The sequence below is a fragment of the Klenkia sp. PcliD-1-E genome, assembly GCF_024124375.1.
Lineage (GTDB): Bacteria > Actinomycetota > Actinomycetes > Mycobacteriales > Geodermatophilaceae > Klenkia.
In genome coordinates this window covers 1-18738 of sequence record NZ_JAMXRZ010000023.1, presented here as the reverse complement: position 1 = coordinate 18738, position 18738 = coordinate 1, and the positions used below count along the sequence as shown (strand labels likewise).

Genomic DNA, 18738 nt, shown 5'->3' with positions numbered 1-18738 from the left:
GTTCGAGCAAGGGCCCGATCGACCAAGTCGTAGTCGGCAACGAGCTGGCACAGCGTTCCCTCGAGTGACACGAAGGAAACGACTGGCGTTCTCCTCCGCTGTTGGGGACGTCGGGTCGGCTGAAATAATGGCCGGGACGATACGGTGGCGAGTCAGAGCGCCGTGATCCACCGCGCGATCTCGTCAGCGAGCTCGTCGCTATTGTCTTCGACCATCAGCGAGTGGCCGTTCCCAGCGAGAAGAGGCAGTTCGGACGACCAGAAGGTGACGGCGGCGCCCTGATCGGTGAGCCAGGCCACGATGTCCTGATCCAGCTGCGAGGGGTGGTCGGTATCGGCTCCACCCGTGAAGACGAGAATCGGCTTGTTCGTGAACGCGTCGGTCGGCCCGATCCTCATTTGGCTCCCACCGATGTTCAGACGCTGATAAAGCATCCGGGCCGGGATCGGCCGAAGGGTGCGGCGGAACACCTCGATGCACTCGCGGGGGAACCGCCGGCTGGGTCCGATGGCCTTGTCGTTCACGAAGGCGCTTGTGGGTTCCCAGAAACCCATCTTCGGGATGGTCCAGTCGATGGCCGCTCCACGGATGGAGACCTCCTGGTCGGACTCCCTCACGATCTCGGGCACCGCCTGTATATTTCCAGGCGGGCCCGGAGCGACGGCTACGAGCCCGTCGATGAGATCGCCATGCGTCTCTAGGAGGCGGAAGCCAATCGGACCTGCCATCGAGTGCACGACCAGCACGACGTTCCGGCCGAGACCAGAGAGGAACACGCCCATCCCTCGGCACACGCTCTCATAGTCCAGCCGCGCAGACGCCGCACGATCATCGACGTGTTGGGCCGCCTCATAGGACAACCCCAGCCAGTCCACCACCAGCACACCGTAGCCATGCGATACCAATCGTGCCGCCCAGCCCTGTCGGCCGTCGGGCGTCTCGAGATAGTACTCGTTCGAGGCACCACCCCCGTGCACGAGGACGATCCACCGAGCAGGCGCACCCGACGGCGCCAGTTCGGTGTACGAGATCGGCGCGACGTCGTCTGGGCGTGAAATCGAATCCATAGCTTCCCCAGGCCTGTTAGGCAATGACGGCGTCGAGGGCCCGTGCGAGCCTCTCCGGATGCGTGAGCATCACCAAATGGCTTCCGTCGATCTCGATCGTGCGCGGACTATCAAGCCGCCCGGCCGCGGCCTGGTAGATCTCAGCGGGAACGGCCTGGTCCTGAGCGAGGAACACATAACTTGACGGGATGCTGCTCGCCCAGAACCGGTCGAGGCGGATCGGCTCATCGGACCAGCCTGCCGGCGATGGGACGAGCCTCGGCTCGAGCGCGGCGAGCTGCTGCTGCTCGAACGGGGACATGTCCTGCATAGACGCGGCCCAGAGCTCAGGCGGCATGACGATGGTGTTGTCGTCGGACTGACTCGCAAGCGCCTTCGTCGCTGCGACCAACGGATCGGGGAGCACGTCGTTAATGGTCTCGCCGTCGCGCAGCACCCAGGCGTCGACGAAGACGACCCGGCCGATGCGCTCGGGCATCGCCTCAGCGACGAGTTGGATGAGCGGACCTCCGCCGCTATGACCGACGAGCACGATGTCGAGCTGGGTGAGCTCTCTTACCTGATCGATCAGATCGCGCGCCATCATGCTCATCGTGACGCCGGAGCGGTCCACGTCACCGTCTTCGAGACCGCGCAGCGTCGGCGCGATCACCTCGTGCCCCATTCTGCGCAATTCGTCGGCGACGCCGTCCCACACCCAGCCGCCTACCCATCCGCCGTGCACCAGTACGATCTGCATTGATCATCCTCTTCGCATATTTATCTGCTGAGCAGAACTTGTTCCTAACTAGAAGACACAATAGCTTGCGCGGCGCCAACAGTCAAGCATGGCTCGAGCTCTCTTCAGAACGCGCCGAACGACCCCTGCACCAGGTCGCAGGGGAAAGAGACGACGAGCCTTCAGGAGGTCAGGTCGGCCAGACGTACGGCTGCCTCATCGAGGAGTGCGACGAGGGTCTTCACCTTGCGGGGAGGCAAGCGGAACACCGGGGCAGATGCGTTGATCGCCAACCGCAGCCCGCTCGCCGAGGGAACGGCCACGGCCACCGAGGCCACGCCCTCCTCGCTCTCCTCCCGGTTCGTTGCATAGCCCCTGCTTCGCGACAAGATCCAGTTGTGCGAGGAGCTCGGTCTTGGTACGGATCGACTGCGGAGTCACCTGTGAGAGTTGCTCGTCGGGGTAGAGACGGTCCAATTGTTCTCGCGGGAGCTGCGCCAGGAGAACCTTTCCCGTGGAGGTGCAATGGGCCGGCATCTCCTTGCCCAACCGTGAAGCGACTCGCACCGCCGTCGTCGGTTCCGCGACCGGGGTCGTGCCCGACGTGAACCAGATCCAGCTCAGCCCCGACATCGCCCGTACCGTTCCTCGACGCGCGCACGAGGTGCTCGGTATCGTGACCGAGAGCTGGAGCCCGCTCGGCCGCGGGCCCGAGCTGCGGGAGAACCCGACGATCGTGCAGATCGCGGCGGACGTCGGACGAACGGCGGCACAGGTGGTGCTCCGCTGGCACGTGCAGCAGGGCCTCGTGCCGGTGCCGAGATCGTCAGACCCCAAACGCCTGGTCGAGAACCTCTCGGTCTTCGACTTCCGCCTTAGCACCGACCAGATGGCCACGCTTGCGTCCCTCGACAACGGCGAAGCCGCCGCGCGGGACTCTGACCTGCCCGAGAACGGTCATTAGTCCACCAAGAACACCAAAATCGTCACCGATCTGGTAAATTCAGCGCGCTCTGGAGACGCAGCAGAACGCCTCGCGCGGCTCCTGGACATTCGACTACACGCAGGACCGGCTCTCCGCCATCATGCGCTGCACACACGACCGCTGCCTCGAGACCGCCGACGAATACGGCTCGCCAGGCTTGCCCGGTGGACTTCGGCGACTGCGCGAAGCAACTGACCGGCGGCGAAGGTGATGGCTCGAACGTAGGCGCGATCTGCCTTGCTCGCCTCACCTTCGGCTCGCTCGACAGCCGCGTCCAAACCATCGCGAAGTCGCGTGCACTGCAGATGGCGGCGAGGGAGAGAGTAAGTTCTGCAGTGTGCCCGATCGGGAACAGGGGGTGGGCTTTAGTACCCCTGCCCGAATTCGCGAAGTCTGGGCCACAGATCGCCGCCGACGACGCCGAAGACCCCTACGTCCGCCAGCATGCCGCCGAAGCCCTGCTTGAGATCAACGAAGACCGGAAAGTCAACGGCCGCTACCTCGCCGTCAAGACCCGACAGAACCTCGCCCGCCTCACCGACTTCGCCGAACACACCCGTCGGTTTCCCTGCCTCTTCCGCCTCGATCAACGCCACCTGTGCACCCCTATCAGCGGGAGCGAGGGTCTCGGGAAGCTTCTCAAGCCGACGGGCAACTCGCTCGGCAGTGCTTGCGAATCGGCGGTACGGACGACCCAACTGTTCGCTCGTGTTGGGGTCCTGGCCGTGCCCCATGAGACGGCGGAGCTGCTCCTCGCTGACCTCACCACCGGGTTCGACGGCGCCAGAAATGTACGCGAGACCCGATCCGAGCCATGAGCCCGGCGGCGTGCTGTTCAGTCGTTCAGCCGGTGGAGCCAGTAGCCGGGTTCGCGGCGCTCGTGGGCGTAGGCGAGGATCAGGATCGTGTCCGGCTCCACCGTGTAGACGATGCGGTACGGGTATCCGCGAACGGCCTTGCTGCGGATCACGGTGCCATCGTCAGCGGTCGTGAATGGTGGGGCGGCGTTCGGCCATTGGTCGAGGTCTTTCCGGGCTTGCCTTGCTCGGTCGATGAGCGCAAGGCCGATCCCTGGCTCCTGGTCTTCGTACCAGCGCACGGCGGCGTCGAACTCCGCGACGGCCTCGGGGTGCTCTCGCTGGGCCAAGGTCATGCGGTGAGCAAGGCGCGCAAACGCTCGTAGTGCTCGTCGGCATCCACCAGATCGACCGCACCCTCACGCACCTCGGCCAGTCGCCGGGTAGCCTCGGCACGCCAGGCTGCATCGACCTCGCTCTCGTCGTCTGCATCATGGAGGCTTTCGAGCAGGGCGTTAGCGACGACCGCGCGCTGATCGGCGTCGAGCGCGAGGCCGTCTCGGATCAGAGTTGCGGTGTCGGGTGTCATGTATTCAAGTGTACGTCGAACGGCCGACAATCGCGCTGGGCGTCTGTGGCTCGGGTTGCGGGGCTGCTGTGAACGTCACGCCGACGCGACGTGCTGCTGATGCTCATAGGCCGCGTGCTGGCCCGTCATGTCGCGGGTCGTTGCGCCGCGGGGGTCTGTCGGGCTGAACCTGACCTACAACTCCCAGCAGACCACTCCCACCGGCCTGACCGCCTCCTACTACGACGACCCCTCGCACGCCGGGCTCATCGACGACAACACCCAGAAGCCGGTCCTGGTGCGCAACGAGCCCCAGGTCAACATGGACTGGGGCACCGCGTCTCCCTTCCCGCCCATCCTGGGTACCGACTGGTTCCTGACCCGTTGGCAGGGCTACTTCGTCCCCCCGGTCACCGGTACCTACCAGTTCGCCGGAACGCACGACGACACCGGCTGGGTCGTCATCAACGGCACCGTGGTCTACGACAACACCGCCTCGACCTCGACGGTGAACTGGGCGACCGCGAAGGCCAAGAGCATCGACCTGGTCGCCGGCCAGATGGTGCCGATCGTCGTGGAGTCCGAGGAGATGACCGGCTCGGCGTCGATGAAGCTCTACGTCCGCACCACCGCCGGCGGCACCGTGCCCGAACAGATCGTGCCCAGCTCCTGGCTCACCACCACCGACAGCCCGGCTCTTCCCCAAGGCTGGACTTTGTCCGCCGACCTCGACGGCAGCGGCGCGGTCTACACCGACGCCCTCATCGCCGACCAGACCGTCGTGCTCACCGACGCATCCGGCGCCAAGCACACCTGGACCAAGACCAACGGCAGCTACGCACCGCCAGCGGACGAGACCGGCGTCCTCAGCATCGACTCCGGCGGCCGCGTCACCCTCACCGAGGGCGGGCAGGTCTACACCTTCCGCACCGACGGCAAGCTGGACACCCTCACCTCGACCCTGGACTCCCGCAAGCCCGCCGCCTTGCAGAACGTCTACTCCGGCACCCCGTCCCGACTCAGCCAGATCGTCGACCCCGTCTCCGGGCGCAGCGCCACGCTGACCTACAACCGGTCCGGCGAGAACTGCTACAACGGCGCCAACATCCCCTCGGGATTCGACGCCACTCCTCCCGGGCGAATGCTGTGCCGCATCACGTACTGGGACGGGACCGAAACCCGCTACTGGTACTCCAACGGCCGGCTGGCTCGCGTCGAGAACCCCGGCGGTGCGGTCACCGACTACGCCTACGACGCCAACGGTCTCCTCACCGGCGCCCGCGACGCGTTGGGTGCGGACTGGGTTGCCTCCAACCCGAGCGCCAACGCTTCCTCCGACGCCACCACCACGATCACCTACACCACGACGCGCGGTAAGCCGGCGGCGCAGACCGTGACCGGCCCCAAGCCCACCTCCAACCAGGACCGGCCGCAGCGGACCTACCGGTACGACGCGGCCAACCGCACCACCTACGTCGACGCCGCCGGGCTCAACCCCTCCTCCGGCTTCTTCAGCAAGGTCGTTTACGACGACGCAGACCGGTTGCTGTCCACCACAGATGCGACCGGCCGAGTCACCAGCCAGACGTGGAACGTGCAGGATCTGCAGCTGACCTCCACGGATGCCGCCGGGCGAGTCTCGAGCACCGTGTACGACGCCCGCAACCGGCCCACCATCACCTACGGGCCCGCCTCGGCCTCCTGCTTCAACGGGCAGACCCCGACGGCAGCATGCGCATCGACGATCCCCCAGACCACGACGGGCTACGACGAGGGCATTGCCGGCCTGGGCGTCGCGCTGTACGACAACACCACCCTGACGGGGGCGCCGAAGGTCTATCAGACTGGGCTCGGCACCACCGACGGTCGCCTCCGCGGTGACTGGGCCAGTGGCGCCGCTCCGGCCACCGGCATTCCTGCAGGTACCTTCGGGGCCCGCGCCACCGGGGACATCGTCTTCCCGACCGCCGGTTCGTACACCCTCGAGCTCGAGGTCGACGACGGTGCACGGCTGTGGATCGACGACACCCTGGTCGTCGACTCCTGGACTGCTGGCTCGCTCCGCGCGGTGTCGGGCAGCTTCGCCAACCCCACCGCCGGCTCCTTGCACCGCATCCGAGTCGACTACTACAACAACGGCGGCGCCGGCACCCTGCATTTGAACTGGCGCAAGCCCGACACCACCTACGAGCCCGTTCCTGGCCAGTACCTCAAGCCCAATTACGGGCTCGTCACCTCGACCACCACGGCCGAGTCTGCCGGCATCCCCGACCGGACCACGACCACCGGCTACACCGCCAGCAACCTCGATGCCGCCTTCGGTCTCGCCACGAGTCGGACCGTGGGTGGGCTCACGAGCAGCACCGGCTATGAGGCCCTTGGAACCGGATACCTCCGGCCCACCACGAAGACGAAGCCCACCGGCGCAACCGTCACCTACACGGCCTACGGCGATGCCGAGCAACGCGACAACCCCTGCACCTCGGCTAACGACCCGGCCAACCAGGCTGGTCTCCCCAAGATCACTACATCGGCTGCCCCTGCTACCGGTCCTGCTCGCACCGACGAGCAGATCTACGACGCCGCAGGACGCGTGGTCGCTCGCGCCACCACGTCCGGCAGCTCGGAATGCACCACCTACGACGGCCGTGGCCGCACGGTCACCCAGACCTTCCCCGCCGGTTCAGCAGGTGGCGCCCGCACCGTCCAGTACAGCTACGCGGAGAGTGGTAACCCACTGGTCAGCACTGTTACCGACAACAACGGGACCATCCGCACGCAGGTCGACCTGCTCGGCCGGGTGATCAAGTACACCGATGCCAACGGCATCACCACCGACATGACCTATGACAGAGCCGGTCGCCTGACCACCCAAACGGTCACCCCGCCCACCACTGCCGACCCGGCCCAGCAGACCACCTACACCTACGACGACGCCGGTCGCACTCTCACCGTCGCGATGGATGGCACCACGCTGGCCACCACCACCTACAACACCGCCGGTGAGATCGACTCCGTCAGCTACTCCAATGGGAGCTCGCTCTCGGCCGTCACGCGAGACAGCTCTGGAGCGACCATCTCGGTCACGTGGCACACGGCAGACAACACCGACGTGGTGTCTGCGGTAACCCGCAGTCGGGCGGGCACCATCGTCGATGAATCGCTCGGTGGGGTCGACGCACAGCCAGCAGGCAACAATTTTGCCTACGACGCTGTCGGACGGCTCGTCGATGCATGGGTGACCGGCCATCACTACAGCTATGACTTCACCGCGGCAGCCGACAGCTCGTGCCCCACAAGCACACAGGCTAATGCCGGGTCCAACGGCAATCGAGTAAAGATGACTGATGTCACCAGCGCAGGGACCGCAGTCACCGGGTACTGCTACGACGCAGCCGACCGATTGATCGCCACTCTCGGCGCCACAACCATCAGCGGGATTACCTACGACTCGAGCGGCAACACCACCGCTTACAGCCAGGGTGGCGTTTCCACCCAACTCCAGTGGGATGGCTCCGGTCGAAACATTGGAATTCAGACCGGCGGTACCGACCCGGCCAATGTCGCCTACCTTCGCGACGCCACCAACCGGATCATCCGACGAACCACGACCAGCGGTGACCCCGTCGGGGAGGTTCGCTACGGATACACCGCAGGCAGTGACAGCGCCGACTTGGCCCTGAGCTCAAGTCAGAGGGTCCTGACTCGCACCATCACCCTGCCCGGAGGCGCGGTCTACACCTGGACGCCCACCGCCTCCGCGCGCACCTGGGACCACCCCACCGTTCGGGGAGACCTCAGCCTCACGACCGACTCGAACGGTAAGCAGGCGGGCGCTCTCCGCACCTACGGCCCGTTCGGGGAATCCCTCACAGCGGCCGGGGACGGAATGGCAAACAACCAGCCGGGTGAGATGGACTTCGGTTGGTTGGGCCAGTACCGCAGGCCCGTGGAGCACGCTGGCTCTCTCCTGGTCGTACAGATGGGCGCCCGACCGTTTTCGCCCCTGCTCGGACGATTCCTCAGCGTCGACCCCGTTGAGGGCGGAAGCGCCAACGATTACGACTACAGCAACGCCGACCCCATCAACCAGATGGACCTGGATGGAAAGAGTCCGTGGTCCTGGGTCACCAGCCACGTCACTCGCGCATACCACGCAGTCCAACGAAACTGGGGCACCATCACGAGGGTTGCCACCTATGTGGGGTTGGGGGCATGCGTTGTCATGAGTGCTGGAGCCTGCATGGGCGCCGGAATTCTCCTGGCAGCTGCAAGTGCGACATCCTTCTCGCGTAGCGGCCAGGCCAGCTTCAACTGGGGAACATTCGGACGCGGCGCAGCTATCGCTGTTGCCGGCGGCGTCGCAGGGCGAGCGCTAAGCGGCGCATGGAGAAACAGCGCCTTCGCCAGCATCGGTCGACACGCCGCAAACGGAATTGCCAGGGTAGGCCGTTACGGTCAGATCGGCACCAACATGCTCGCTAACGCGTCACTTGCCATCATGGGCTACAGCGACGGCTGGCGAGTTCAGCGACGCCGATGACGATTGGATTAGAAATGCCGGTAACGATCCGGGCTAATTTGGGCTTGAGAGTTTTCATGGGCCTTATTATTGCCTTCCAGTTACTGATCAACACCGCTATTCTTCCCGCCTTCTCCACAGCACCATCCGCGTTCCTCTATGGCTCAATGTTCGGAGCGTTAGCGATACCGGCGTGGCTGGTGGCAACCTCGAAAATCAGCGCTGACCGTGACTCAGTTCAACTCATCAATATGTGGTCGACCAAGCGCATACCGATGGACACCGTCCGATGGATCGCAGTAGACAACGGCTTTGAGGTGGTGTTGAACTCGGGAAAGCGTGAGGGGTCAACGGCTGTTGCCCAATCGCTGATCGGCGCAATAGGGAAATACCCTAGTGCGCGGCGTGCGCGAACGCGTATCGAAGAGTCCCTGGGCCGTCAGTTCGACGATCCGTCACAATGGTGCCCGGATACAAGTACCGTCGAAACGCGGCCTCGAGTAGCTGCAATTGGGTGGGGCGCCGCCTACGCTCTCGGGGCGGGACTGTTAACCCTCCTGATATTCCTCGCTACCCACTCATGATCGCTCATCAAGTGGAATAAAGTGTCGAATGCCTGCACAAGTGCCGCCAGGTGTGCATCTGAAGGCATTTCGAGCGCAGGGGGCCGGACTGGGCATCTTGGCTTGCGGCGTGGATATACCTCCGACTTAGGCCCCACTCAATGCCCTCGTGCACGACTTATCGGTCATCATCGTTTAGTGACTGCACCTGACGGGGTCGACGAGCTCGATGACCTGCGTGCAGCAGCGGGACGGCGTAGGGCGGTCCGCCGGCGGGTTGCCGATGCGGTGGTCGACCATGGGACGACGTCGCGGCAGGCTCTCGAGCTGCGCGAGGTGCTGCGGGCGATCAACGCCGAGTGGGCCGAGTTGATCCGGCGGGCTGCGGCTGGCACCCACACGAAGGCCGATGTCGCCCGGGCCGCCGGTGTCGCGGCGCCCTCCCTGTACTACTGGCTCGACCGGCCCGGCGACGAGTCAGCGAAAGCTGGTCTGGACCGGCTGTAGGCGGAACAGGCACCCGTAGGTTGCGTCGTACTCGTCGACCTCGGCGGTGACGTCCAGCAGGGTCCCGGCGGTGATGGAGTTCGGTCCGTCGCCGGTGATGTTCAGGTCGTTGGTGGTGTTGACGTCGCGGAACTGGAAGGCCGGGCCGACCGTGCTGTTCGGTCCCTCGTCGCCGGGGGCGAGGAGGATGTCGTACCTGGTGCTGGCGCCGTCGTGGTTGGCGATGTTGGCCACGCTGGCAGGGAAGGCGATCGTGCGGCCCTGGTAGGTCTGCGCGAAGGTCGCGACCTGCGGACTGCAGTAGTCGGTCACGGCCAGGACGGCGGCGAGGTCGGAGTTGTTCTCGGCGGTCAGGACGGTCTCCTCCGAGGGGGCTGCGCTCGAGGTGGCCGGTGGTGCTGCGGGGGAGGTTGTCGTGGTGCTGGTGGAGGTGGTGCCTGCTGCCTGCTGTGCCGTGGTCTCCTCGTCGCCCCCGCCGCCGGCGAGGATGCTGACCGCCACGATGGCCCCGATCACGACGGCTGCCCCAGCCCCGATGAGGGCGTAGCGGCGGACGTCGATCCCACGCTTGGCCCGCCCGAGGGTGATCTCGGTACGAAGAAGACCTTCAGACTGGGACACGACCTCCCAGCCCTGGGCTTCCCAGTTCGCGATGGTCTTGGCCACGGTGCCCCGTACGGCCTGCACCGTCTTCGTCTCGTATCGGACCGCGCTGCGCCTGCTGTTCTCGTCCCCGCTCACGCCAGCACCCTGGCATCTGGGGGTCTTGGGGTCCTGACCGCCACGCGGATCACCAGCTCAAGGGGCTGGTGGTGCGACGCGCTCGGGGGCGGGCGGGGTCGGCTGTGTGCCCTAGTAGAACCGGGGCGCGGCCGGGGAGTTGTCCAGTGCGGCGTGAACGGTCCTCAGCGCGGGCCGGGCGAAGGGGTTGGGATCCACTACGGCCAGCTGGTAGGTCTCGGGCCTCAGGTCGACCTCGGCTGCCTCGTCCTCGGTGCGTTGTGCAGCTGACCGGGCGCGCAGGAAGCCCTGACGGCGGTGCGGCATGGGGTCGTGCACGGTGATCAGGCCGAACTCTTCCAGCTCGTGAACCGACTCGTAGGCCTCGGGGCTCAAGCCGTAGACGGCGGCTCGGGTGGTTCTGGGGATGCCGACGCCCGGGACGCCGGCGGGCACCGCGGTGATGGCGAGCATGTGGTGGATGACCATGAGCGTGGCGATCTCGGCGGGGGTGAGCACCAGATGCCAGCCCTGTCGGATGAACTCGCTGGGCAGCTCGAGGTAGTCATCGTGGTCGTTCGGGATCCGGTAGTGCGCTTCGGAGCCATCGTCGGAGAGCAGCTTGAACCCCTCGTAGCGGGCGCGCTGGTCGTTGGTGAGCTCCAGCAGCCGTGCGCGTTCGAGGTCGTCGAGGTCGCGGACCAGTCGGGCCCGGCGGGCGGCCAGGTTCGGGTGCCAGCGCCCGCAGATGGTGGCCCAGGAGGCCCGGCTGTCGATGGCCACCGCGTTTGCGCGGTTGTTGGAGACCCGGCGTCGACCCCGCCGGCGCGTGGGGTCGGCCTGGTGGGCGTAGACCATGCCGAGGAAGGTCGGCAGCGCCTTGGATCGATCGATGGTCATCCGGGTCATCGGGGGGCGGGTCTGACGATCGCGCTGGCGGCGCTCCTCCCTGGACATCCCGTCCAGGGATGGGCCTCCGAGCTCGGGAGGAAGGTCCCGGCGGTTCCGGAGTGCGACGAAGCCGTACCGGAGTTGCAGGGGCGGGAAGCTCGGCGTCTCGGTCTCCGTGCTGGCGGTCCTGAGTTCGGTGTCGTAGGCAGCGCAGGCACGGTTGATCGCCTGCTCGGCCGCCTCGAGCTTTTCGCGGCGCGCCTGCCGATCCGCCGCAGACCTCGTGCGTCGCTGCTCCCACCACTCGGCCTTCTCCAGCTGCGCCTTCGCGGCGGGGCTGACAGCGGACAAGTCGAACGCGATCTTGGCCATCTTGTAACGCACCTCCGGGTCACGTACTCCCGGCCGTCACACACTGTTCAGCGGGTAGCGGGGTCAGTATCAGCCGCGAGTGCATACCCAGCAAGCCGCGAGTACGTTAATGAGCGCCAGGTGGACCGGGGTGGTTGAGCCGCAGAACCTGGCCTCATGACCGCACCTCAGTTCCCCCACCTTCCCTCCGGCCGGCCGCCTGCCGCTCGCCCCTCGCGCCTCACACAGCTCCTGCTGCTGGTGGCCGCCGTGCTCATCGCCCTCTTCGGGGAGCCGGCCCCGAGCCTCGCCGCGGCGGTGATCGTGACCGCGCTGTCCGTCTCGAGCGAGGACGGCCGGCAGCTGGCCATCCAATGGCTCGCAGGCTGGCTCAACCGTGACCAGTCCTGACCGTCGGGGAGACGGTCGACGTCGCTGGGCAACCTGGTCGACGGGCGAGCTGCCGGTCCCGGCTGCCGGCTGCACGCAGCCGCGCCAGCGTGGTCCTCCCCCGTGATCCCCGCCCGCCTCCGGAACCACCCTTCGGCGGGTCGGGGATCCGATCGTGGCTACCGGATACCAACCGTTGTGCAGCACCGATCGTGGGTCCGCAGAGCGGACGGGATGCAGTCTAGGAAGCTGCCGGCGGGATCTGTCGGGCGCTGTGGTGCGCCGGCTGGAGTTCCGCCGCCGGTGACACGGGGCCGAGCTGTTGGTCCAGCCAGCCGGCGGCCCGGGGAAGCTCGACCAGTACCCCGCCGGCTACGTGCTCAAGCAGGCTCCACTCGTGGCTACCCAGCCGGCCCGACTGCGTCAGCACGAAGGTGGCTCCTTCACGCGGCGGCAGCTGCGCCGGGAGCAGCTCGAGGGCTTCGAGGGTGACCACCACGACCGGGGTGTGCACCCATCCGGCCAGGACGTCATCGACGTCGCTCCAGCGCACCTGAGGGACCACCGGAGCCCAGGCCCCGTGCAACCCGACGGGCTGCACGAGCCCAGACGGCCGGCGCCAGGTCCAGAGCGCTTGCGCGTATCCGGGCAGGTGCTGGGTCGCGGCCCTCTCGATCGAGCCCGTCAGGTGGTGCGCTGCGCTGCCGGACCAGCCGGGGGAGTCGGCCGTGTCGTGTTGGTAGGCGTGGACGGCCTTGATCACCTCGACCGCGGTCCACGGGGTCAGCACGGGCCGGAAGCTGTACTCCAGGAGCTGCACGGGTGCGCGGCCGCGGCCCCGGCTCACGCGCCATCGGGCCGCGGCCAGGTTCTCCTCGAGCAGCAGCTGGCCGGCCTCGCGAGGAGAGGCCGCTGTCGCGCGCGTCGAGCCGGCGGGGCTGAACGCGGCGGTGGTGGGGCTGATCAGCTGCCGGTACTGGATGGCGGCGGTCACCAGGAGGTCCAGGTGGTCGGCGCCGATCAACGGGGTGCGGTCCATGACGGTCACGTCCTGAGCGCGGCGTGCGGCTGGTCAGGCCGCGGTGGGTGGTGAGCCGACCATACGTCGATGCTGCGAATCGTCAAATGCCAGGCACAGAACCGCCGAGCCACCGGCACCCCATGCCGGTTGGCTCGGCGGTTTCTTCCTCCTGACCTGGGGTTTCTGTCGGTGGCAGCGCCTAGAATGGGACCTACCAACACGGGGCCTGACCAGCCCTCCGAGCACACGACGTGGAGTTCTGATGCCTGCTACTTCCTCCCCCGCGGCAACGATCGAGGGCGGCCACCGGTGAGCGCCTGGATCGTCAGCCGGGCGCACATCGACGTCCTGGTGCAGGGCTTGTGCGAGAGCGAGCACGTCACGCACCTGGGCCCCGACGAGGTGGGCCGGTCGCTGTGGCAGGAGTGCCTGCGCAGCGTGGCCTACCGCTACCCCGCGGACGGGGACGGGAACCGGCCGGGGCCGGTGGACTTCCGGGACGACGACGTCGAGACGTACACCTACCGGCGCCCGTCGGTGCGGATCTCGTTGACAGGACTGCACCACGCGATCGCCTGCTACGCCTACCAGTCCTGCGAGCACCAGGGCTGGCAGAACAGCGACGCGGAGCGGTGGACCAGCGGTCTGCGCGCGGTCCTGGCCAAGCACCCCGAGGTCTGCACCGACCCGCCCTCCGGAGAGCACCCGTGGGGCTACGAGGAGACCGACGTGCACCAGGCGTCGGTCCCGGTCGGCTGAGCAGGTCGAGGTGAGCACTCGCTACGAGTTCATCCGGGCGCGCGGGGCGGCGGTGGGGATGTGGACGGCGGCCGACGCCGCCGAGCAGACCGGGGAGCGCCTGGCGTCCGAGGACGTGGCGTTGACCCTCGCTGGAGATGAGGTCACGGTGCTGGTCGGCACCCACGACGAGCTGCGGGCGCTGCTCGCGCGGATCACCGAGGCCGTGGTCGTCGACGTCGAACGGTTGGCCGTGGAGATGCGCGCGCGGGGCGAGCAGGCGCCGGGGGATCTGCGCACCCTTCCTCCCGGCGAGGGGGGCCAGCACCTGACCTGCCCTGACTGCGGGAACGAGCTCGACGTGAGCCTCACGGAGATCGACTACCGGCGTGGGGCGAGGTGGAACCACGACGGGACCGTGAACATCCGCAAGTCCAACGAGGTCGAGACCATCGACGTCGATCTGTCCTGTCCCAAGGGGCACGGGTCGTTCGAGATGCCAGACGTAGCGGACTACGAGTAGGACCGGAGCCCGGCCCCGACGTCCTCCCGAGCAGGGGGCGCTCGGGGCCGGCTCCCCGGCACCCCATGCCGGCTGCAACGGTGCCGACCGCCCTCGGATTGTCGCCGTAGCTGCCTAAGGTGATGTCACCAACCCGGGCCTGACCAGCCCACCGTCACCGAGGAGATCTCGACATGTCCGAGCACCGTCGCTTCATCGCGCCCGCTCCCGCCGACCCCGGCACCACCCTCCCCGAGCTGGAGCAGCTGCGCGAGGCCCGCGCGTGGCTGATTGCGGCCCAGATGGGCGTGGTGTCCCACGTCCTGGTCGACCACCTGGCCGACGTCGGGCCGCTGGCTGCCCAGCGTGAGCTGATGGCCGGCCAGGCCCCCCACGAGGTCGCCGCGCTGATGCACGGCCAGGCCGACGCCGGCCAGCCCCTGATGGCCGGGGAGCGCACGGGGGCACGGCTGGTGATCCCCGAGGACGAGGAGTGGCCGGCCGCTCTGCGCAGCACCGGGCTTCTGGCTCCTCTGGGCCTGTGGGTGCGGGGGCCGGCTCGCCTGGACGACGTCCTGCAGCGCGCCGTGACCGTCATCGGAGCGCGGGCCAGCACCGCCTACGGCGAGCACGTGGCCGGCGATCTCGGCGCCGGCCTGACCGACCGCGGGTGGACGGTGGTCAGCGGGGGAGGGCTGGGCATCGACGCCGCCGCGCACCGCGGCGCGCTGACCGGCAGCCCGGGCACCACCGTCATGGTCGCTCGAGGTGGGCTCGACCGTCCCTACCCGCACTCCAACGCCGACCTGTTCGGGCACATCGTCGACCGCGGCGGTCTGCTGGTGTCCGAGTTCGGCCCGGGGGCCGCGCCGACGGCCTGGCGATCGCTGCGCGGCTCTCAGCTGCTGGCCATGCTCTCGGCGGCCGTGGTCGTCGTCGAGGCCCTGGTCCGATCCGGGACGCGGCCGACGGTCACGGCGGCCCTGGAGATCCCGCGGCCTGTCTTCGCTGTTCCTGGCCCGGTCACCTCGGCGTTCTCCGTCGGGTGCCACCAGCTGATCAGCAGCGGAGAGGCGCGCCTGGTGACCGGCTCTGCCGACTTGCTGGCCAACCTCGACGACCAGCTCGAATGAGGCGCCGCCCGGGCCCGGGCGCCAACCCCGGGCCCGGCCGCACGCTGGGGGGTTGTCGGTGGCGGCATCTAGCGTCAGCAACACCGCAGGGTCTGACCAGCCAACAAGAGAGGACAACGGCCATGGGAGACGCCGATACGAGCGAGCGGTGTCCCCGCTGCCGGCAGCCCCTCACCGGCGCAGCATGGGGCTCTGACCGAGCATGCCTGGAGTGCTGGGAGAGCCACTACCTGCTGCCCGAGACCGCCGAGGACCGCGCCGACGCCTGGCGTGATGAGGCAAACGACCAGATCGCCGGAGCCTGGTCGTGAACCCCCTCGACCGATTCGCCGTCGACCTCAAGTACGTCGACCTGGACGAGCGCCGCCTGCAGCAGGTGTGGGTGGGCGCCCACGCCACCTCGGCCGGCACGCCATGCCCCAACACCGGGCCCCTCCTGCTCGAGCTGCCCGGCCCGATCTGCGACCTGTGCGGCCACCAGCTGACCCAGGAGAACCAGCCGCTCACCGAGGTCTACCCCCTGACCTCAGCCGACCCAGCCCACGACCTCGGGACCACGACCCCGTTCCCCAGCCGCTGAACTGCCGGTACTGGGCCGAGCTGGTCATCACCGAGCGCCTGGTCGACGTCTGGGGACGCTCAGCCCTGCACGTCGGCATCGGTCGACCAACCGGTGTGCGTTCGGTCCTGCACGGCGGCTCCTGGCCCCTCGAGCAGCCCGTGCGAGTCCGAGAAGCGTGGCTCGGTCCCAGCTACGCCGCAGCGGCCGCAGCGGCCGAACAGGTCGCCACCTACGGAGCCTCCTGGAAGAGCTGGGGCGTGACCGAGCCGGCCTACGGCCAGCGACACCCGGCCAGCGTGCGCCGGTGGCTGCTCGAGCAGTGGCGCAGGCACGCCACCGACCGTGAACGCGCTACCGAACCGGCGACCTGGCCAGAGCCGGGGCCGGCCGGCCTCCGCGCGGAGCCAGACGACGACCGCTACTGGCAGGACCACGACGGCTGGCAGGCCGTCCCGCTCGCCGACCGAGCCGTCATGCACTGCGTGCACTGCGCCGGCGCGCTGACCTACGGCTACGACGGCCCCGGCACTGGGTGGGTGCACCAGCAGACCCACCACAACGCGTGCCCACCGCAGAGCACCAGCGGTGCAGCTCGCGAGGTACTCCCAGCATGACGCCCGGCACGGTCCAGACCACGCCCAGCGTGCACCTCGAGGCCGCCGACTCGACGACCGTGCGCGCGGTCGTCTTCGAGGGCAGCTGACAGCACCGGCAAGAGGTGCCCGGCACCCCATGCCGGTGGCACCAGGGGCCTGGGCTTGCCGAAGTGTCGGGGGGTGGCCCTACGTTCTGATCACCAACCGCCACGGGGCCTGACCAGCCCCACGGAACGCCGGAGAACAGCCATGCCCTCTGCCCCCTCGCCCGCCGCACCGGTGAGCGTCCTCATCGTGACCGTCGATGGCCAGGCCACCCCGGCCACGTGGGCGCCCAGCGCCGCTGACGGCCTTCTGGTGCCCCTGCAGCAGGTGGTCGGGGGTGACGTCGACGTGGTGCAGCTGCACCCCCTGCTGAGCATGTGGGTCCACGGCGAGGGGCTGTTCTCGCTCCCGTTCAACCCGCTGGCCTCCCTGGTGGCCGCCGGGATGGGGTTCAAGGCGCAGCCGTACTGCGGCACGGCGGTCTTCACCGGCGGCGTCGACGAGGACGGCGCTGACCTGACGCTGTCCCGGAAGCTGGCCGGCACGATCGTCGAGATGGGCGAGGAGCTGCGGGCCGCCCCCGAGATGCTGGCCGGCTACGTGCGCGCAGCAGAGCCGTTCCTCGCCCACTACCGCTGACCTGCCACCCTGCAGCTTGGTAACAAACCAATAACGGTTGCGTCTTTTCGCCCCTGGATTATTGGTCTGCAATGCCCCAAAATTTGGGTAGCTACCGACCACCCGAGGCCTAACCAGCCCCGCGAATCCGGATCGCCGGCCACGGCACCGGGAAGGATCAAAAATGCTCACGCCAGCCACCCGCATAACCAGCACACGCGAATTGCTCGGCGCCGTGCCGACCCTGATCGGGTTTCGGCCCACGCAATCGCTGGTGTTGCTCGGCTTCATGCAATCCACCTCGCGTCTAGGCCCGACCCTCCGGGTCGACCTGCCGGCCAGCCAGGACGTGGTCACCGAACTCGCCACACGCCTCCGGCACTACGAAGTCGGGTCCGTCGTGGCAATCGTCTACAGCGATGACGTCGACACGGATGCAGAACCGTCGGCCCTGGCCGCCGCCATCGCCCGCACCTTCATCACCGTGGGGCTCACCGTGCTCGACGTCTGGCACGTGGGCCCGACCCTCTTCCGCTGCCTCACCCCTGCCGGTGACCGGCAGCCGGGTACCGCCGGACTCGTCGACGATCTCGACCACGACCCCCTCGTCACCGAGATGGTCGGACGCGGCACCCCACTGGCCACCGGCACCCGGGAGGACGTCCTGACGTGCCTCACTCCTCAGCCCGCCGCCGAGCGAGCCACCCGAGCCCGTGCGGTGCGCATGGCCGCGCAGGACCTGGCCGACCACACGGTCACCCTGAGCCAGGCCTTCCAGGCCTGGAAAGCTGAAACGGCCCCGGCAGCGACCGGGACCTCCGCGCCAGCACCCTCCGAGGAGACCGTGGGTCTGCTGCTGGCCGCGCTGGCCGTTGACGTGTTCCGGGACGCCGTCCTGATGGACATCCTCAGCCACGGCGACCCCCGAGCCAGCGAGCTACTGACCGCCGAGAGCACCACCGCCCACCTGCACGCCGTCCTCGACGGGGTGTTCTCCGACCCCGCTGCACGCCCGGACCCCGAGGCAACCAGCCCGCGCCGGCGACTGCTCGAGCACCTCGCCCAGCTGGCCCCCGACCAGGTGCGGGCACACCCCCTGGCCGTGCTGGCCCTCACCACGTGGTGGCACAACGAACTCATGATGGCGGCCACGGCAGCCAGGGACGCGCTCACCGTAGATCCGGCCTGCAGGTTGGCGGTCCTGATATCGACCGCCATTGACGCCGCGTGTTTGCCGGCGTGGGTGAAAGCTTCCGTGAGAAAGCGGCATGCGTAGGTAGTTCACCCCTGCGCAGCGGGGGTGATTATGCCGCTTGCAAAAGCGGCCAAGCCCCCTGCCGTCGAATCGAAAGGCGCAGCCTTTCGATTATTTCCGCAATGCAATTCGGCTTGCCGAATTGCCCGTCAGTGCGGGGCGCGCAGCGCCCCGCACCAGCGCCGCAGG

At 67.9% G+C, this 18738-nt stretch carries 22 protein-coding genes and 1 pseudogene; 13 read left to right on the top strand and 10 right to left on the bottom strand.

Annotated features, from left to right (window positions below; translation table 11 throughout):
• Positions 1 to 152 precede the first annotated feature (152 nt).
• The 4 genes and pseudogenes from NH342_RS06715 to NH342_RS24480 all read right to left on the bottom strand — a co-directional run.
• On the bottom strand, positions 153 to 1067 hold the full coding sequence (locus NH342_RS06715) for an alpha/beta fold hydrolase (protein ID WP_253012982.1): 915 nt from the start codon (positions 1065 to 1067) through the stop codon (positions 153 to 155).
• A gap of 16 nt (positions 1068 to 1083) precedes the next feature.
• Positions 1084 to 1806, bottom strand: a complete 723-nt coding sequence (locus NH342_RS06710) for an alpha/beta fold hydrolase (protein ID WP_253012980.1) — start codon at positions 1804 to 1806, stop codon at positions 1084 to 1086.
• 161 nt (positions 1807 to 1967) lie between these two features.
• Positions 1968 to 2174 carry an IclR family transcriptional regulator C-terminal domain-containing protein gene (locus NH342_RS06705; RefSeq protein WP_256479630.1) on the bottom strand — a complete coding sequence of 69 codons (207 nt, stop codon included), beginning with the start codon at positions 2172 to 2174 and terminating at the stop codon, positions 1968 to 1970.
• A 55-nt stretch (positions 2175 to 2229) separates the two neighbouring features.
• Positions 2230 to 2322, bottom strand: a pseudogene (locus NH342_RS24480) (IclR family transcriptional regulator C-terminal domain-containing protein); the annotation flags it as partial.
• On the opposite strand from NH342_RS24480, the gene NH342_RS06700 reads away from it, so the two are divergent.
• Entirely contained in the window at positions 2300 to 2749 is a 450-nt protein-coding gene (locus NH342_RS06700) for an aldo/keto reductase (RefSeq protein WP_024476682.1), read from the top strand. The pseudogene NH342_RS24480 and the gene NH342_RS06700 sit on opposite strands and share 23 nt — an antisense overlap.
• Before the next feature lie 37 nt (positions 2750 to 2786).
• Positions 2787 to 2981 carry a hypothetical protein gene (locus tag NH342_RS23875; RefSeq protein ID WP_120298671.1) on the top strand — a complete coding sequence of 65 codons (195 nt, stop codon included), beginning with the start codon at positions 2787 to 2789 and terminating at the stop codon, positions 2979 to 2981.
• A 154-nt stretch (positions 2982 to 3135) separates the two neighbouring features.
• On the opposite strand, the gene NH342_RS24475 is transcribed toward NH342_RS23875, so the two are convergent.
• Genes NH342_RS24475 through NH342_RS06685 form a run of 3 tightly spaced genes read right to left on the bottom strand, consistent with a single transcriptional unit; the run spans position 3136 to position 4156 of the window.
• Positions 3136 to 3561, bottom strand: a complete 426-nt coding sequence (locus tag NH342_RS24475) for a hypothetical protein (protein ID WP_231734932.1) — start codon at positions 3559 to 3561, stop codon at positions 3136 to 3138.
• 44 nt (positions 3562 to 3605) lie between these two features.
• Positions 3606 to 3923, bottom strand: coding sequence for a type II toxin-antitoxin system RelE/ParE family toxin (locus tag NH342_RS06690; protein WP_024476684.1), 318 nt, complete (start codon positions 3921 to 3923; stop codon positions 3606 to 3608).
• Positions 3920 to 4156, bottom strand: coding sequence for an addiction module protein (locus tag NH342_RS06685; protein ID WP_024476685.1), 237 nt, complete (start codon positions 4154 to 4156; stop codon positions 3920 to 3922). The genes NH342_RS06690 and NH342_RS06685 overlap by 4 nt, the downstream gene beginning before the upstream one ends.
• Before the next feature lie 127 nt (positions 4157 to 4283).
• On the opposite strand from NH342_RS06685, the gene NH342_RS06680 reads away from it, so the two are divergent.
• From NH342_RS06680 to NH342_RS06670, 3 genes are all read left to right on the top strand, one after another.
• Positions 4284 to 8678, top strand: coding sequence for a PA14 domain-containing protein (locus NH342_RS06680; protein WP_253012976.1), 4395 nt, complete (start codon positions 4284 to 4286; stop codon positions 8676 to 8678).
• Positions 8679 to 8692: 14 nt separating this feature from the next.
• Complete coding sequence (locus NH342_RS06675; protein WP_253012974.1) at positions 8693 to 9241, top strand: hypothetical protein; 549 nt, start codon at positions 8693 to 8695, stop codon at positions 9239 to 9241.
• A 177-nt stretch (positions 9242 to 9418) separates the two neighbouring features.
• The gene (locus NH342_RS06670) at positions 9419 to 9727 is read left to right on the top strand and encodes a hypothetical protein (protein ID WP_253012972.1); all 309 of its coding nucleotides are present in this window, start codon (positions 9419 to 9421) and stop codon (positions 9725 to 9727) included.
• On the opposite strand, the gene NH342_RS24120 is transcribed toward NH342_RS06670, so the two are convergent.
• Complete coding sequence (locus NH342_RS24120; protein ID WP_253012970.1) at positions 9698 to 10468, bottom strand: DUF4839 domain-containing protein; 771 nt, start codon at positions 10466 to 10468, stop codon at positions 9698 to 9700. The genes NH342_RS06670 and NH342_RS24120 overlap by 30 nt on opposite strands.
• 111 nt (positions 10469 to 10579) lie before the next feature.
• Positions 10580 to 11710 (bottom strand): hypothetical protein, encoded by a 1131-nt coding sequence (locus NH342_RS06660; protein WP_253012968.1) that lies wholly within the window; start codon positions 11708 to 11710, stop codon positions 10580 to 10582.
• A 156-nt stretch (positions 11711 to 11866) separates the two neighbouring features.
• On the opposite strand from NH342_RS06660, the gene NH342_RS06655 reads away from it, so the two are divergent.
• Positions 11867 to 12100 (top strand): hypothetical protein, encoded by a 234-nt coding sequence (locus tag NH342_RS06655; RefSeq protein WP_253012966.1) that lies wholly within the window; start codon positions 11867 to 11869, stop codon positions 12098 to 12100.
• A 220-nt stretch (positions 12101 to 12320) separates the two neighbouring features.
• Here NH342_RS06655 and NH342_RS06650 read toward each other — a convergent pair whose 3' ends face one another.
• On the bottom strand, positions 12321 to 13118 hold the full coding sequence (locus tag NH342_RS06650) for a hypothetical protein (protein WP_253012964.1): 798 nt from the start codon (positions 13116 to 13118) through the stop codon (positions 12321 to 12323).
• A gap of 291 nt (positions 13119 to 13409) precedes the next feature.
• Between NH342_RS06650 and NH342_RS06645 the strand changes: the two genes are divergently transcribed.
• The 7 genes from NH342_RS06645 (at position 13410) to NH342_RS06615 (ending at position 18570) form a co-directional block, all read left to right on the top strand.
• Positions 13410 to 13859 (top strand): hypothetical protein, encoded by a 450-nt coding sequence (locus tag NH342_RS06645; protein WP_253012962.1) that lies wholly within the window; start codon positions 13410 to 13412, stop codon positions 13857 to 13859.
• Between the two features lie 10 nt (positions 13860 to 13869).
• A complete protein-coding gene (locus tag NH342_RS06640; RefSeq protein ID WP_253012960.1) occupies positions 13870 to 14361 on the top strand; it encodes a hypothetical protein in 492 nt (163 codons plus the stop codon).
• 173 nt (positions 14362 to 14534) lie between these two features.
• Entirely contained in the window at positions 14535 to 15473 is a 939-nt protein-coding gene (locus tag NH342_RS06635; RefSeq protein WP_253012947.1) for a DNA-processing protein DprA, read from the top strand.
• A 307-nt stretch (positions 15474 to 15780) separates the two neighbouring features.
• Positions 15781 to 16053: a hypothetical protein gene (locus NH342_RS06630; RefSeq protein WP_253012945.1), complete on the top strand. Its 273-nt coding sequence runs from the start codon at positions 15781 to 15783 to the stop codon at positions 16051 to 16053.
• 239 nt (positions 16054 to 16292) lie between these two features.
• Positions 16293 to 16649 carry a hypothetical protein gene (locus NH342_RS06625; RefSeq protein WP_253012943.1) on the top strand — a complete coding sequence of 119 codons (357 nt, stop codon included), beginning with the start codon at positions 16293 to 16295 and terminating at the stop codon, positions 16647 to 16649.
• Between the two features lie 231 nt (positions 16650 to 16880).
• Complete coding sequence (locus NH342_RS06620; RefSeq protein ID WP_253012941.1) at positions 16881 to 17315, top strand: DUF3846 domain-containing protein; 435 nt, start codon at positions 16881 to 16883, stop codon at positions 17313 to 17315.
• 163 nt (positions 17316 to 17478) lie between these two features.
• Positions 17479 to 18570 (top strand): DUF4192 domain-containing protein, encoded by a 1092-nt coding sequence (locus tag NH342_RS06615; RefSeq protein ID WP_253012939.1) that lies wholly within the window; start codon positions 17479 to 17481, stop codon positions 18568 to 18570.
• The last annotated feature ends 168 nt before the right edge of the window (positions 18571 to 18738 follow it).

What these genes read in the sequence shown, in the direction of transcription:
- NH342_RS06615 (WP_253012939.1), top strand. Translation starts at nt 17,479, where the DNA reads ATGCTCACGCCAGCCACCCGCATAACCAGCACACGCGAATTGCTCGGC.
- NH342_RS06660 (WP_253012968.1), bottom strand. Translation starts at nt 11,710, where the DNA reads ATGGCCAAGATCGCGTTCGACTTGTCCGCTGTCAGCCCCGCCGCGAAG.
- NH342_RS06635 (WP_253012947.1), top strand. Translation starts at nt 14,535, where the DNA reads ATGTCCGAGCACCGTCGCTTCATCGCGCCCGCTCCCGCCGACCCCGGC.
- NH342_RS06655 (WP_253012966.1), top strand. Translation starts at nt 11,867, where the DNA reads ATGACCGCACCTCAGTTCCCCCACCTTCCCTCCGGCCGGCCGCCTGCC.
- NH342_RS06685 (WP_024476685.1), bottom strand. Translation starts at nt 4,156, where the DNA reads ATGACACCCGACACCGCAACTCTGATCCGAGACGGCCTCGCGCTCGAC.
- NH342_RS06680 (WP_253012976.1), top strand. Translation starts at nt 4,284, where the DNA reads ATGTCGCGGGTCGTTGCGCCGCGGGGGTCTGTCGGGCTGAACCTGACC.
- NH342_RS06620 (WP_253012941.1), top strand. Translation starts at nt 16,881, where the DNA reads ATGCCCTCTGCCCCCTCGCCCGCCGCACCGGTGAGCGTCCTCATCGTG.
- NH342_RS06715 (WP_253012982.1), bottom strand. Translation starts at nt 1,067, where the DNA reads ATGGATTCGATTTCACGCCCAGACGACGTCGCGCCGATCTCGTACACC.
- NH342_RS06675 (WP_253012974.1), top strand. Translation starts at nt 8,693, where the DNA reads ATGCCGGTAACGATCCGGGCTAATTTGGGCTTGAGAGTTTTCATGGGC.
- NH342_RS06650 (WP_253012964.1), bottom strand. Translation starts at nt 13,118, where the DNA reads ATGGACCGCACCCCGTTGATCGGCGCCGACCACCTGGACCTCCTGGTG.
- NH342_RS06710 (WP_253012980.1), bottom strand. Translation starts at nt 1,806, where the DNA reads ATGCAGATCGTACTGGTGCACGGCGGATGGGTAGGCGGCTGGGTGTGG.
- NH342_RS06690 (WP_024476684.1), bottom strand. Translation starts at nt 3,923, where the DNA reads ATGACCTTGGCCCAGCGAGAGCACCCCGAGGCCGTCGCGGAGTTCGAC.